The organism is Brucella sp. MAB-22, from assembly GCF_025908475.1.
Lineage (GTDB): Bacteria > Pseudomonadota > Alphaproteobacteria > Rhizobiales > Rhizobiaceae > Brucella > Brucella anthropi.
This window is the reverse complement of the sequence record NZ_CP109781.1, coordinates 465,414-479,894: the sequence shown is the minus strand read 5'-3', so window position 1 is coordinate 479,894 and position 14,481 is coordinate 465,414. Positions and strand designations below refer to the sequence as shown.

Here is a 14,481-nt window from a genome sequence, read left to right as displayed (position 1 = left end):
CCTCAGGCCTTCGTCTGTTGCTGTTTGTCGATTTCCGCCTTGCGCAGGAGGAACCGTTGGATTTTGCCGCTTGGTGTCTTGGGAAGCTCGTTCACGAAATCGATTTCGCGCGGATAGGAATGGGCGGAGAGTCGCTTCTTCACGTGCAACGCCAGCTCATCCTTCAGTTCATGCGTACCTTCGAAACCGGGGGCAAGGATAACGAATGCCTTCACAATTTCCGTTCGTTGCGGGTCAGGTACGCCGACGACCGCTGCTTCGTTGACGGCTACGTGCTCAAGAAGGGCGCTTTCGACATCGAAGGGTCCAATGCGATAACCTGATGATGTTATTACGTCATCGGCACGGCCTATGAAGCTGATCGAACCATCCGGCTCGAATTCCACTGTATCTCCGGTGCGATAGTAACCGTCCGCAATGGCTGGTGTTTCCTGCTTGTAATAGCCGGAAAACCAGAGAAGCGGCGATTTTGCAATATCGACGGCAAGAATGCCGGGCTGATTAGGACCGAGCTCATTGCTCTGTTCATCCAGAACGGCGATGCGATAGCCGGGCATTGCATAGCCAGCCGAACCGTGTCGAACGGAATGTTCAAGGCCGTGATGATTATTCACCACCATGCCGAGTTCGGTCTGGCCGTAATGATCGTAAATCGGTGCGCCAAGATATGCGTCGAACCAGCGAATGACTTCCGGGTTAAGCGGTTCTCCGGCACTCGACACCACACGCAGGCGACCTTTGACCCGTTTCGCAGCTTCCGGTCCCTCGGCCATTAACAGACGGAAGGCAGTCGGCGAACCGGCAAGGCTGGTGACGCCAAGACGCTCGATAATGTCGTAGGTGCTTTCGGCGGTGAAACCACCTTCGTAAAGCGTGGTTGCCATGCCAAGCTGCAATGGCCCGGTCACGGCATAATAAAGGCCATAGGCCCATCCCGGATCGGCAATATTCCAGAAAATATCGTCGGAACGCAGGCCGATGGCTTCGCGCATATAGGCACCGAACGCCATTAGCGCATGAAGCGGGACCGGTACGCCTTTGGGCAGGCCAGCGGTGCCGGAAGTCGACATCATCATGAACAGATCGCTGCCCTTGCGAAGCACCGGCGCGCAGTCAACTGAAGCAGAAGCCGCCGCCGCGCGAAAATCGATGTCGCCGGCTGGCAAGTCTTCGCCGGATGCCAGCACGATTGCGACTTTGGAGCAGTTTTCAACTTCTGTCAGCTTGGAGCGGTTGGCCGTGTTGGTGACGACCAGTTTTGCGCCGCTGGTTTTCAGGCGGTGTTCGATTGCTTTGGGGCCGAAAGCGGTGAAAAGCGGCTGATAAATAGCGCCGATACGCCATGCGCCGAGAATGGTTGCAATGAGTTCTGGTGCGCGCGGCAACAGGCCGGCGACCACGTCACCAGCGCCGACACCTGCATCTTTCAGTACATTGCCGACACGAGCGGCCATATCGCGCAGGTTCTCGAAGGTAAATTCGGAAAGTTCGCCATTGGCTGCAATCGCGCGCAGGGCTACGCGATTATCACCCGTATGCCGGTCGCAGCATTCAATACAGGCATTAATGCCTGTTTCAGGATTGCCGTGAAGCTTTGCAATGGCATCTTCGATGCGAAATTGCGCGACGGCATCATCATAACGCATCAATCGCGCTGAAACGGACGTTTCAGTCATCCAGTATAACCTCCCTGACCGCCACCTCCTCGTGGCCAACCATGCCTAAAGGTTAACGCGTCACGCATTGCAAACAATGACATTAGATGCATTAATATGTGATCGATTTTGCAATATAGAGAAACCATGGAACGCCATAATATTGCACCGGGCTTCGTTGAGGACGCGCTCGAAAGCGTGCGTGTCCGGGGCATGGATACGGCTGCCCTGATGGCGGAGATCGGCCTGCCGGAGACAGTGACAGAACCCGTCACTAATGTGGAATATGGTCGTTTGTGGTGGCTGATTGCCGAAACGATCAACGACGAATTCTTTGGACTGGCTGCAAGGCCGATGCGCCCCGGCAGCTTCAATCTGCTTTGTCATGCTGTGCTGCATGCTGGCACGCTGGAACGGGCTTTGCGACGGGCTTTGCAGTTTCTCAATGTAGTGCTGGATGATCCGCGGGGCGAATTGCGGATCCGCGATGGCATGGCCCATGTCGTTCTGACCGATGCCGGGCACCCGAGACCTGCCTTTGCTTATCGTGCCTATTGGCTGATCCTGATGGGTGTGGTCTGCTGGCTGATCGGGCGACGTATTCCGTTGCGGACACTCGACTTTGCTTGTCCGGCACCGGTCCACCGTCAGGACTATCACAAGTTCTTCGGAGCACCGGTCCTGTTCGACCAGCCGGTGACGCGATTGGTTTTTTCATCGTCTTATCTATCACTGCCGATTATTCGCAGCGATGTAGCGCTGGACAGTTTTTTACGAGAAGCTCCCGCCAATATTCTGATCCGCTATCGTCATGATAATGATCTTTCCGCAAGGGTGCGCGCGCAATTGAATGCTTTGCCAATCACAGACTGGCCTTCTTTTGAAGAGCTCGCGAAGGGACTTGGCATGTCCGTACCGACCTTGCGACGCAGGCTGCGCGGGGAGGGGCAGAGCTTCGGTACGATCAAGGACGAGTTGCGGTTCGTTATTGCTGAAAGGCTTTTGCAGGAAAACAGGTTGAGCGTGGCGGAGGTGGCTGCCGAACTTGGCTACAGTGAGCCGAGCGCCTTTTATCGCGCCTTCCATAAATGGATGGGGCAAAGCCCTGGGCGGTTTCGGACAGTACAACAGGAGGAATAAAAATGCCGGACGGTTAAGTCCGGCATTTTGTCGCTTGGGAGGCGGTATCAGTCTTCCTTGATCATGCTGTCCTTGCTCGTATCCCGCATACGCAGATAAACGATGAGGGAAATGCCAATCATGATGGTGACATACCAGTAGAACCCGCGTTCCCAACCACCATTCTTGAAGCTTAGTGCAACATATTCGGCAGTACCACCGAAGAGAGTGTTGGCCAGTGCGTAGGGCAGGGCTACGCCGAGTGCACGGATATGCGCCGGGAAAAGTTCCGCCTTCACCACAGCGTTGATGGAGGTGTAGCCGGTGACGATGATGAGCGCACCCATGACCAGCAGACCAGCCGTGATCGGGTCGCGGGTCTGTTCTAGCGTCGTGAAAATCGGATAGGTGAAAAGAACACCTGCGGCGCCGAACGCGATCATCAATGGCTTACGACCAATCCTGTCTGACAAAGCGCCAGCGATGGGCTGCAGGCACATGAAGATGAAAAGGGTCACGGCATTGATCTGGCTTGCCACTTCACGGCTGAAGCCGGACGTATTCACCAGAAATTTCTGCATGTAGATCGAGTAAGCGTAGAATGCGAGCGTACCGCCGGCAGTCAGAAGCATGACGAGAGCGGTTTCCTTCGGATGATGCTTGATAAGCGTCCAGAAACCGGACTTTGGAGTGTCTTTGGTCTTGGCGTTCTTGAAGCTTTCGGTTTCCGCAAGGCCGCGACGCAGCCAGAACACGACAACGGCGAGCAATGCACCGATGAAGAACGGAATACGCCAGCCCCAGGCTTCCAGTGCGGGGGTCTCCATGGTCGACTGAAGCACAATCAAAAGCAAGATTGCGAGAAGCTGGCCTGAAATGAGCGTGACATACTGGAACGAGGAGAAGAAGCCACGACGATCCTTGCCTGCCATTTCCGACAGATAGGTGGCGCTGGCGCCATATTCGCCGCCGACTGACAGGCCCTGCATCAAACGTGCGAGCACGAGAAGGGCTGGGGCTGCGAGGCCGATGGTCTGGTAATCGGGCGTCAGTGCGATGATGAGCGAACCTGCACACATCAGCGTCACGGACAGCGCAAGACCCGCCTTGCGACCCTTGCGGTCGGCGTAAATACCCATGATCCACGCACCGATGGGGCGCATGACAAAGCCGACTGCAAAGACTGCGGCAGCACTCATGAGCTGCGCGGTCTGGCTTTCAGACGGGAAGAAGTGCGGTGCAAAATAGAGCGCAAATGCTGCGTAAACATACCAGTCGAACCATTCGACCAGATTGCCGGTCGAGCCACCGATGATGGATTTCAGGCGGCTATTGGTGCTTTGCACTTCACTCCGTTCACTTGTAATTGAGACCATGGGTTGCTCCTTCCAATCTCTGGATTTTTGAATTTCACCCCTTATTGTGGAACCGGATCAGCGAAACGGTTTCAGGGTGTTTTTCCGTCGCCATCAACTCGTCTCTCTGCACTTCCACTTGGGTTCGTGAGAGAAGGCTTGTTTGGCGCTGGTGAATATTCTCACTTCGCGCTCCGCTTCAGCGTCGAGCACGCAATATCAGTGACCCGGCCGATAAGAGCGGCTCTGGAAGTGATTGCGATGCGGGTGCTATATTGATGCGGTTCACGGTTAAGCTCCTCCCTTCGAAACTCCCTTTTTCGAAGTAGCGCTAACATGCTGTAGCTGAACAATGATCACCAGAGAGCGAATTTAAAAAGATTAAAATATTGAAATTAAATGATTTTCTGCAGATTTCGATTTACTTTCGTGCGGATCTTGTGCAAGATTCTGCGTGACTATTCGTTTGAATTTGCATAAATGTGCACAAATGAAGGTGCCATCGAAGATTACAAAATTCCTTTTGGTTGCCCTCGCTTTCTTACTGGCAATCGGTGTGTGGTTTTCCGCCCGGCTGTGGGCGGAAAACGAGGCGCTTGATGGTCTTCGGCAAAATGCGACGCTTGTAGCGCGTCAACAGACCCGCCTGATAGACAGTGAACTGGCAAAGTTCCGGTTGTTGCCTGTGGTTTTGAAGGAATATAGCGATCTGCGTGATGTGCTTGCTGGCAGATCGGAGGACGCGACCACTCGTCTGAACCAAAAGCTTGAACTTCTTGCACATCAGATCGGTTCGCCAATCATCTATGTGATCGCTCGTGACGGAACTGTTATCGCGTCATCGAATGCTAATACGCCGGAGAGCTTTGTCGGACGCAATTACGATTTCCGGCCTTATTTCAAGGGCGCGATGGCAGGAGGTTCGGCAGAATATTATGCCATAGGTGATTTGAGTGGGCGTTTCGGCCTTTTTCTGGCGCGGCGCATCGGTGATCAGGCTAATCCGGTTGGTGTGGTCGTCATCAAATTTGAATTCCACAGACTGGTGCAAACATGGGCAAATGACCCCGGCCAGACCTTCGTTGTGGATCCTCGCGGGATCATACTGGCCTCCACCGATAAGGCCGAAGACCTTCGCTCCTTTCAGCCGATATCAACTACAGAACGCACAGAGATTATCGAGAGTGGACAGTTCAATGCTGCGGATATGAAGCCGAGCAATTATCGTTTTGCGCCGGATGGGATGATGATTGGGCCGTCCGGCCAGTATTTAGTTGCGGTCGACGAGTCGATTGCCGAAACTTCTCTGAAACTGGTTCATATCGAGCCTATGGGGCGGGCTCTGCGCGCCGCCAACGACCTTGCGCGCCTGATAACGGTGTCAGCTATGCTCGTTTTTGTCGTGATCGCCGGTGCCGTTTACTGGCGAGTGAGCCGCGCAGCGCGTGCGGCAGCCTATCGTGCCGAACTCGAGACTGCAGTTGAAGAGCGCACTGCAGCGTTGAGCGCGGAAATGGCGGAACGTGAACTGGCTGACAAACGCTTTCGTGATGCGCGGGAAGAGCTTGCTCAGGCGAACAGGCTTGCTTCCCTCGGATCGATCACCGCAGGGCTGGTGCATGAAATCAACCAACCCGTCGCGACCATTCGGACGCTCACCGAAAACGCACAGCATCATCTAGCACATGGCAAGCTCGATAAGGTCGCCCAAAACCTCAATACATCTGTGGAACTGACAGCGCGCATAGGCTCTATCACACAGGAAATGCGCCGGTTTGCGCGCCGTCGCAGCGGTGTCGTTCGTTCGCTCCCTCTGAATGAGCTTGTGGATGGCACAATGCTGCTAATGGGAGACCGGTTCCGCAACGCCAAGGTTCAACTGGATATACCCGAGCGTTCCAACTTGGTGATACTTGCCTGCCGCGTCCGATCAGAGCAGGTGCTTGTAAATTTGCTGCAGAACGCGTTGGATGCAGTGAGGAATATCGAGAATCCACGTGTTTCGGTCAGCGTCCGCGAGGAAGGCGACCAGATTTCCCTTGTCGTGGACGATAACGGCCCTGGCATTGATCCCCAATTGGCTGACGAGATTTTTAGCCCATTTGTTACAGGAAAAGCGGATGGCCTCGGTCTGGGGCTGGGCATCGCGAGAGACCTCATGACCGAATTAGAAGGAACGCTGCGCGTCGTTCCATCGCAGCTTGGCGGTGCAGCTTTTGCGGCAACCTTGAAGCGGGCGAAAGAGGAGGGTGGCCTTGACGGAAAGTGAGCCTTTGCGCGTGATGTTGGTCGATGACGATGCAGCATTTCGCACGGCCTTGGCCGATTCATTTGAAATCGCAGGACTTGATATTGAAGTGCACGGTGACGGTCAGTCCGCTTTGACCAGTTTGACGCCTGACTATCCGGGCATCGTTGTGACCGATATCCGCATGCCGCGGGTCGATGGACATGCGGTGATGGAAGCATTGCTGGCGCGTGACCCGGAACTGCCGGTTATTTTGATGACTGGACATGGCGACATTGGAATGGCTGTCGCTTCTCTCAAAAAGGGCGCGTTTGACTTCATAGCTAAACCTTTTGCTGCCGATCATCTGATCTCGAGCGTACGCCGCGCTTTGGAAATGCGTCGGCTGGTGCTGGAAAATCGCCGCCTTCGCCGGGCTGCGGCAAATGCCGAGCAGGATTATCCCCTACTTGGCGAGACGCCGGTGATGATGCGACTGCGTGACACGATCCGCCAGCTTGCCAGTGTCGATGTCGATGTGTTGATAGAAGGCGAAACTGGGACCGGAAAAGAATTGGTGGCTCGCCTTCTGCACCGCTGGAGCGCGCGTCACGCCCGCAGTTTTGTTGCCATCGATTGTGCCGCCTTGCCCGACGTCATTGCCGATGAGGTTCTGTTTGGTAGCCGCATTCAGCGCGGACGAATAGCCGACGCGGATCGCGGCACATTGTTTCTCGATGAAGTCGATAGCATGTCACCGTCCGTTCAGGGCAAGCTGCTGCGTGTTGTCGAAGAGCGTGAGTTGCCCTCACTTACTGGAGAACCGCGCGCTGTCAATCTAAGGATTATTGCGGCTGCAAAAGGCAATCTGGAGGAAGCTGTGGCTTGCGGTCGCTTTCGTTCCGATTTGTTTTATCGTCTTGAAACAGTCAGGCTCCGTATTCCTCCTTTGCGAGAGCGGCGGAAGGATATAGGTCTACTTTTCTCCTATTTTCTTGACGAAGCGGCAGCACAGTTCAGCCAACCGCGGCCTGCGATCGACGCTGTAATGGAAGCACGATTGAACTCGGACGAATGGTCGGGAAATGTCCGCGAACTGCGCAATTATGCCAAGCAGGTCGTGTTGGGATTGCGCCACGATCCAATTACGGAGCCCAGTCCGCTTTCGCTGTCGGAACAGATGGACCGTTTTGAAGACGGCGTTATTCGCGCGACGTTGGATCGTTGCAACGGTGATGTAGGGGTTGCTGCAGTTCTGCTGCAATTACCGCGGCGCAGTCTCTACGCCCGCCTGCAAAAGCTTGCAATTGACGCTTCGACCTTCAGAAAGCGTGATTGATGTTTTCATTACGGGGTTGGTTTGATAACGATGCCAGCGAACCCGCTGATATTGACGCCAAGTTTTTGCCAGACGACGGTCTGGCAATGAGGATGTGATGGCTACCCCCCTTGATAAAACACAGATCCGCTCCCTGTCGGTCTTTGCCGGCATGGATGATGCGGGTTTTGATCAGTTTCTTGGTCTGGCTACTCGGCGCGCTGTTCCGAAAGGAACCGCCGTCTTCAATCAAGGTGACGATGCAAGCCACTTTTTTGTGTTATTGCATGGGCGCTTGAAAGTCATGCAAGTTACCGCCGATGGGCAGCAGATTATTGTGCGGGTCGTCAATCCCGGAGAACTTTTCGGCTTCGCGGTAGCGTTGGGGCGTAAAGACTATCCCGGTACGCCTCTGGCTGCGGTCGATAGTTCCGTCCTTGCCTGGCCGATGGAAATGATGACTGATTTCATGGCGCGCAGCCCTGCACTCGCTGTCAATACGATGCAGATGATCGGGCGCAGGCTGGATGCCGCGCACAATCGCATCAGAGAGATATCTACGCAAGAAGTCGAACCCCGTGTGGCACATGCAGTGCTGAGACTTGTTCGTGAAGCTGGGGTAAAAGAAAGTGGCGGTGTGCGTATCGATTTTCCGGTTTCGCGACAGGATATCGCTGAACTGACCGGAACAACTCTGCACACGGTTTCGCGTATTATCAGCCAGTGGCAGACGAAGGGCTGGGTGGAAGGTGGCAGACAATCGTTGCTCGTTCGCGACCTCCGGCATCTGAAATCGATTGCCGAAGGCGAGAGCTAGAGTTCTTCCGATAGAAGTAAGAACGTCTCGATCTAGTTTGCAGCTGCCGACCGCTGACGGCTGATCCATGCAGCCCCGATGTTCCCATGCAAGAACCCGTTGGAGAGCGGGACGCCCGGATAGACAGTTCTCAAGCGCGCAATGCCGTCGTCGGGACTGATAGATCGGTTTAGCACCTCGTCATGGATATGGGCTACTTCCACCATATCGCAGTCCTGCGGTGACAGTCTAAAACGCCTGATCCCTGCTTCTTGCAGCTCAGGCAGGTCCTCAATCAGTGACTGACAGGTATGAGAGAGCGTCTGCACACCGTTCAGTGCCAGAAATGGTTGGCTATCCAGGGTCTTGACTGGCAGTCCGTCGGGCTCTTCACCACATACAAATTGGCAGTTGTCCTTTATGTGGCCCTTGGATCGCGCATGCGCACAACGAGCTGAAATGGCGAGCGGCACTCGTCCGAACGCGAATACTTCAAACGCAATCTCAGGCGCGGCTTTGACGATTTCCCGGATTGAACTGATTGGTAACTCTGGCGGCAGGCAGATAGACTGTGCACCACGGGCCGCAAGAACCTTCGCGGTCGCAGCATTATAAACATTGACCAGTGGACCGACTATATGCGGCACACCGGACAACAGCCCCAGTGCCGACAGATCGTTTGCCTCCACCGGCAGTGTCGCCTCCTTGATCGTGTGACGGACCTGTTTTGCTTCTCGCTCGAGCATGACGAGCGCCAGCGAACCGACGTTCACCGTTTTTCCTGCGCGTTGCAGCCGCTCGATCACAGCATCCATATAAGGTGTCAGGAAATGGAACCGTTTGGAGCAGACGATTTCACCGACGGTGACATGGTCGATCGGGGCTTCGTCGGCGATACGAAAATAAAAATCCCGCCATTTTGGGCCGTCCCACAGGAAGAGAACGGGACCAAGGCTGAGGCTGGGTGCTGACATATCTATCTCCAGCGTTTGTCGTAAGCGCCCGAAGTCGTTTGCTGGCCTTCGCTCAGCAGACGGAGGCGGGACAGAAGGGCGGCGCGGCTTTCGGGACTTGCTGCGAGTGTCTGACGCAGTGTGGAGACGACTTCACCAACATAAGCCTTGCCGCGTTGGCGACCCTCAATCTTGAGCGCTGAGACGCCTGCCGCTCGCAACTCATCGATATGATTCATGACATCGAGTGAAACTGGATCTTCAAATGCATAACCTTGATCGTCTGCGATATTGAACCGGCCTTTACAGAGTGTCGGATAGCCGGTGGGCTCGCCCAAAGGGAAACGATTGATCGTGTAATCGCCGAGTTCGGAGACGAGTTCCTCTCCGTCTTGCCGGTAGCGGACGTGGCTGGCCGGTGAGCAAACGCCGTTCATGTTGGGCGATCTGCCAGTGGCGTAGGAAGACAGGGAGCATCGTCCTTCTGCCATCACGCATAGTCCACCGAACACGAATACTTCCATTTCGCAGCCGATCTTGCGGCCGAGTTTCGCAATATCGGCAATGGTCAGAACGCGTGGTAACACGACACGCTTAGCCTTGAATGCATCGACGAGAAACTGGATTGCGTCTGCATTGGAAGCGGAAGCCTGTACGGATACGTGGAGCCGCTGTGTCGGATGCTTCCCGGCAGTATAGGCCATGAGCCCGAAATCGGCGAGGATGACTGCGTCTGCGCCAAGGGAGGACGCATCGTCTACAGCTTGATACCAAATGTGCTCATCGCCTGCGCGCATGAACGTATTGATGGCAACGAAAACTTGCGTTTTACGAGCATGGGCGAACTGGATTGCGTCGCGTAGTTCGTCACGGCTGAAGTTGAGGCCTGGAAAGTTGCGCGCATTCGTTTCGTCGCGAAAGCCGCAATAGACGGCATCCGCTCCAGCACCCACTGCTTCACGCAAGGCCGATGGCGTTCCTGCAGGACAAATCAGTTCCATCCGGTAGCTTCCTTGCCGAGGGCCTTGCTGCGTACGTAGTTTGCAATGCCGCGGACCATCGGGGCAAACGGTCCGGCACTTGTGCCGAGGTCGGATGGAAGGTCTATATTGCAGTCATCCAGCGCATTGCGAAGCGCCAGCATGGCCTCCATGTCGCCCGTCACGGTAATATCCCTAGAGAAGAACAGCGCATCTCCATCAAGCTTACCTTCGAGAAGCGCGAGCAGCATAACCAGCGGTCCTTCGATGCCTGCGTCGACCTCTGTCGCTTCGTCGTCGCGCACGATTGTGATGCGCGGCTTATCCGGCTCGATCACAAAAGCAAATGGTATGTCGGACGGGCGAAAACGGAACCGCTTCGTCGCATAGTCTCCGAGACGCTCGAAGAGGCCCGGATGCGCGCGCATTACTTGAAAGAAAATGCGCGAGACAAAAGGGGCGATCAGAAAAGGCGGAACAAGCCGGGCTGGAACAGCCACAGCCGGAGGTATCTTCATCATCACTCAGCTCCGGTGAGCTTTACAAGGTGAGTTCAGAACTAGGCGATTCAATACAATGACAGTTTGATTCAGATCAAAGACGGCGAAAGAATTCGATATTCAAAACTAGGGGCATGAAAACGGCTCGCTCTCTTCCGTCACATTACGACTGCCTGCAAAGCTTTTTGTCGGAGCTTGAACGGCGCAACGATCTCATTCGGATCAAACGTCCGGTCTCGCTCGTCCAGGAAATAACAGAAATCCACAAGCGTGTGCTCGAAGTGGATGGTCCGGCATTACTCTTCGAACAACCGGTCGATGCAGACGGTCATCAACATTTAATTCCACTCGTGGCCAATCTTTTTGGTTCCGCACGACGTATTGCATTGGGACTTGGTCGTGCCGTCGAGGAAATTCCCGATCTTGCCGAGATGCTTGCGGAACTGCGTGCACCAAAGCCGCCCCGTTCAGCAGGGGAAATATGGAGCAAGCTGCCTTTGGCAAAGGCAGCATTGAATATGCGTCCTCGGCAGGTCCGACGCGCATCGGTGCAGGCGACGATATTGGAAGGCGAAGCAGTCAACCTCGATCTACTGCCGATCCAGTGGTGTTGGCCGGGAGAGCCTGCGCCGCTTGTTACCTGGCCGCTGGTTATCACACGGGCACCAGACGATCCATCCGACGTAAATGTCGGAATTTACCGGATGCAGAAGCTTGGCCGGGATAAGTTGATCATGCGCTGGCTCGCCCATCGCGGCGGTGCGCGTCATCACCGCATGTGGCAAAAGCGAGGCGAGGATATGCCGGTTGCCGTTGCTATCGGGGCCGATCCGGCGACAATCCTTGCAGCCGTTATGCCCTTGCCTGAGGGGATGAGCGAACTTGCCTTTTCGGGCCTGCTTGCTGGACGAAGGCCTTCCGTCGTTGATGCGTACACTGTGCCGCTCTCCGTGCCCGCTAACGCTGAAATCATTCTGGAAGGGCGAGTTTCCGCATCAGTGACAGCGCCAGAGGGGCCTTATGGTGATCACACGGGCTATTACAATAGTGTCGAGGAATTTCCGGTCATGCAGGTGACAGCGATAACCATGCGGAAAAACCCAGTCTATCTTTCGACCTATACCGGTCGCCCGCCGGATGAACCCTCAAGACTTGGCGAAGTGATGAACGAGCTGTTCGTGCCAATTGTACGAAAGCAATTCCCGGAAATCGCCGATCTGTGGCTGCCTCCGGCGGCGTGTTCCTATCGGGCAATAGTCGTTTCGATTGACAAACGCTATCCCGGTCAGGCGCGGCGGGTGATGATGGGGCTTTGGTCGATGCTGCCACAGTTCAGTTACACGAAGCTCATAATCGCCGTCGATCCCGACATAAATGTTTGTAACTGGGATGACGTCATGTGGGCACTTGCCACACGCTTCGATGCTAGTCGCGATGTCATCACGCTTACCGACACACCAGTGGATTATCTCGATTTCGCGTCGCCGCGCTCAGGTCTGGGCGGGAAGCTTGGACTTGATGCGACCAACAAAATCGGTGCGGAAACTGACCGGGAATGGGGTGCGGTGCTGAAGATGAGCGACGATGTAATCGCCCGCGTGGATGCAATGTGGGGCGAGCTTGGGTTGATTAAGGAAAGCATGCGATGAAACGGGTTGTTGTTGGCATTTCCGGCGCATCGGGCGCTCTCATCCCGCTCAAACTGCTGGAACAGCTTTCCACTTTAAACGATGTCGAGAGCCACCTGGTCGTATCGGACGCAGCGCAGCAAACATTGCGCCACGAGCTGGGTCCTGACGGCTATGCGCTTCTGCACAGGCTGGTGCACAGAAGTTATTCCGTCAGCGATATAGGTGCACTGATTGCAAGCGGATCAGTCGCAACGGCCGGTATGATCGTTGCGCCGTGCTCCATGCGGACGCTCGCGGCGATCGCAACGGGGCACAGCGACAGTCTGTTAACCCGCGCTGCGGACGTTCATTTGAAGGAGCGGCGCAGGCTGGTCCTGATCGCGCGGGAAACGCCGCTGCATCTGGTCCACCTGCGCAACATGTGCACGGTGACAGAAATGGGCGCGATTGTGATGCCGCCGGTTCCGGCCTTTTACTTCAAACCCCAATCGGTCGATGAAGTAGCCGATCAGATCGCGGCGCGAGCCATTGATCTGATCGGTATTGGCGAAAAGCAATCGGAAAGCTGGGCGGGAATACCCGGCAATCGATAGCAGTAGTTACGGCATTATGTGAAAGGTTCGGTTGGGCCTTTTGCTGGTTGGGTGAACCATTTTGGTCCGGTCGCCGTCATATGGATATGATCTTCCAGACGAATACCGAACTGGTCCGAGACTACGATCATCGGCTCGTTGGAGAAGCACATGCCTTCAGCGAGCGGGAGCGAATTGCCGCGAACGATGTATGGGGCCTCGTGAATTTCCAGACCAAGGCCGTGACCGGCTCGATGCGGAAGGCCGGGTAGCGCATAGTCCGGTCCCAATCCATGCTTCACCAGCGTAGCGCGTGCCGCATCGTCAAGGGTTGAACAGGCCGCACCAAGCTTTGCCGCATCAAAAACGGCTTGCTGCGCTTCGCGTTCAATCGCCCATATGCGCGAAAATTCTGCGCTTGGCTCTTCCAGCATGTAAGTGCGCGTGAGATCGGAGTGATAGCCATCGATACGGCATCCGGTATCCACAAGGATAACGTCACCGGGCTGATAGAACTGTTCGCCATCTGCGCCATGTGGCAACGAAGTCGCCGTTCCGAACGAGACGATGCAGAATGTCGAGCCGCCTGCGGCGCCGAGGGCACGGTTCTGTTCATCGATAAAGCGCACCACTTCGCTTGCGGCAATGCCGGGCTTAATCAGCGCATGCGCCCGGCGATGAACTTCAAGCGTCAGATCCATCGCGTGCTGAATAATAGCGATTTCATTGGTTGACTTGCAGATGCGCTGTTCACGGATCAGTTCGCCGCCGTCAAGCAAGCGCTCCGGCGAGATTTCCTGTTTAAGGGCATTATAGACGAACAGCGGCATGGCATCGTCCACGGCAAGTGTAGCGCTTGCCGGAATGAGTGATGCTATCAGCGCTGCGCTACTTTCTTCCTCCTGCCAAACACGGATTTCTCCTGGCAGATGCGGCAGGCTTTCGACGCGGCTCTGTTCAAAGCCGGGAACGATATAAATGACTTCCGACGGTGTGACGAGGGCACCCAGAAAACGTTCGCTGATGTGCCAAACAAGCCCGGTATAATAACGCAAACTTGCCGTTGGCCCGAGCAGAAGGCCGCCAATCCCGCGCTCTCTCAACTTGCCTTGCAACAATGCCAGTCGTTCCAGGCGCTCTTCCTGTTCGATCCGCGGAGGAGATGACGGTGAAGTCATAATGTATACCTTTGTGATTTTGTTTGTGCGCAAGCCTGTGTCTGAAAGCGGCTCGCTTGTCGCCAGATATATCACGGCTTGCGCCGTCTGAAAGTAATCTCTCTGCTCTTGTGTTCAAAAGTGCAGGACTACAAGGTCGAACGGCGTAACACGATGTGGAGTTCGTTTTTCAGCATTTATTGCGACAGATGCGAGAC

12 protein-coding genes are annotated in these 14,481 nt (G+C 55.2%); 6 read left to right on the top strand and 6 right to left on the bottom strand.

Annotated features, from left to right (window positions below; translation table 11 throughout):
- Nucleotides 1-2: 2 nt before the first annotated feature.
- Nucleotides 3-1,676, bottom strand: a complete 1,674-nt coding sequence (locus tag OHI65_RS02215) for an acyl-CoA synthetase (RefSeq protein WP_125302155.1) — start codon at nucleotides 1,674-1,676, stop codon at nucleotides 3-5.
- 126 nt (nucleotides 1,677-1,802) lie between these two features.
- Between OHI65_RS02215 and OHI65_RS02210 the strand changes: the two genes are divergently transcribed.
- Complete coding sequence (locus OHI65_RS02210) at nucleotides 1,803-2,795, top strand: AraC family transcriptional regulator (protein ID WP_125302152.1); 993 nt, start codon at nucleotides 1,803-1,805, stop codon at nucleotides 2,793-2,795.
- Nucleotides 2,796-2,842: 47 nt separating this feature from the next.
- On the opposite strand, the gene OHI65_RS02205 is transcribed toward OHI65_RS02210, so the two are convergent.
- Nucleotides 2,843-4,150, bottom strand: coding sequence for an MFS transporter (locus OHI65_RS02205; protein ID WP_012092554.1), 1,308 nt, complete (start codon nucleotides 4,148-4,150; stop codon nucleotides 2,843-2,845).
- 469 nt (nucleotides 4,151-4,619) lie between these two features.
- Between OHI65_RS02205 and OHI65_RS02200 the strand changes: the two genes are divergently transcribed.
- From OHI65_RS02200 to OHI65_RS02190, 3 genes are all read left to right on the top strand, one after another.
- A complete protein-coding gene (locus OHI65_RS02200; RefSeq protein WP_125302150.1) occupies nucleotides 4,620-6,398 on the top strand; it encodes a sensor histidine kinase in 1,779 nt (592 codons plus the stop codon).
- On the top strand, nucleotides 6,385-7,695 hold the full coding sequence (locus OHI65_RS02195) for a sigma-54-dependent transcriptional regulator (RefSeq protein WP_125302148.1): 1,311 nt from the start codon (nucleotides 6,385-6,387) through the stop codon (nucleotides 7,693-7,695). The genes OHI65_RS02200 and OHI65_RS02195 overlap by 14 nt, the downstream gene beginning before the upstream one ends.
- A 97-nt stretch (nucleotides 7,696-7,792) precedes the next feature.
- Nucleotides 7,793-8,491: a Crp/Fnr family transcriptional regulator gene (locus OHI65_RS02190; RefSeq protein ID WP_036578854.1), complete on the top strand. Its 699-nt coding sequence runs from the start codon at nucleotides 7,793-7,795 to the stop codon at nucleotides 8,489-8,491.
- Between the two features lie 32 nt (nucleotides 8,492-8,523).
- Here OHI65_RS02190 and OHI65_RS02185 read toward each other — a convergent pair whose 3' ends face one another.
- From OHI65_RS02185 to ubiT, 3 genes are read right to left on the bottom strand one after another with little or no spacing between them, the layout of a single operon-like run.
- On the bottom strand, nucleotides 8,524-9,444 hold the full coding sequence (locus OHI65_RS02185) for a U32 family peptidase (protein WP_125302145.1): 921 nt from the start codon (nucleotides 9,442-9,444) through the stop codon (nucleotides 8,524-8,526).
- Nucleotides 9,445-9,446: 2 nt separating this feature from the next.
- Nucleotides 9,447-10,424: a ubiquinone anaerobic biosynthesis protein UbiU gene (gene ubiU / locus OHI65_RS02180; protein ID WP_125302143.1), complete on the bottom strand. Its 978-nt coding sequence runs from the start codon at nucleotides 10,422-10,424 to the stop codon at nucleotides 9,447-9,449.
- The gene (gene ubiT / locus OHI65_RS02175; protein ID WP_012092560.1) at nucleotides 10,415-10,924 is read right to left on the bottom strand and encodes a ubiquinone anaerobic biosynthesis accessory factor UbiT; all 510 of its coding nucleotides are present in this window, start codon (nucleotides 10,922-10,924) and stop codon (nucleotides 10,415-10,417) included. The genes ubiU and ubiT overlap by 10 nt, the downstream gene beginning before the upstream one ends.
- A 113-nt stretch (nucleotides 10,925-11,037) precedes the next feature.
- Between ubiT and OHI65_RS02170 the strand changes: the two genes are divergently transcribed.
- Nucleotides 11,038-12,552, top strand: coding sequence for a UbiD family decarboxylase (locus OHI65_RS02170; protein WP_125302140.1), 1,515 nt, complete (start codon nucleotides 11,038-11,040; stop codon nucleotides 12,550-12,552).
- Nucleotides 12,549-13,127: a UbiX family flavin prenyltransferase gene (locus OHI65_RS02165; RefSeq protein WP_012092562.1), complete on the top strand. Its 579-nt coding sequence runs from the start codon at nucleotides 12,549-12,551 to the stop codon at nucleotides 13,125-13,127. The genes OHI65_RS02170 and OHI65_RS02165 overlap by 4 nt, the downstream gene beginning before the upstream one ends.
- Nucleotides 13,128-13,141: 14 nt before the next feature.
- Here OHI65_RS02165 and OHI65_RS02160 read toward each other — a convergent pair whose 3' ends face one another.
- Nucleotides 13,142-14,284: a M24 family metallopeptidase gene (locus OHI65_RS02160; RefSeq protein ID WP_264358723.1), complete on the bottom strand. Its 1,143-nt coding sequence runs from the start codon at nucleotides 14,282-14,284 to the stop codon at nucleotides 13,142-13,144.
- Nucleotides 14,285-14,481: the final 197 nt, after the last annotated feature.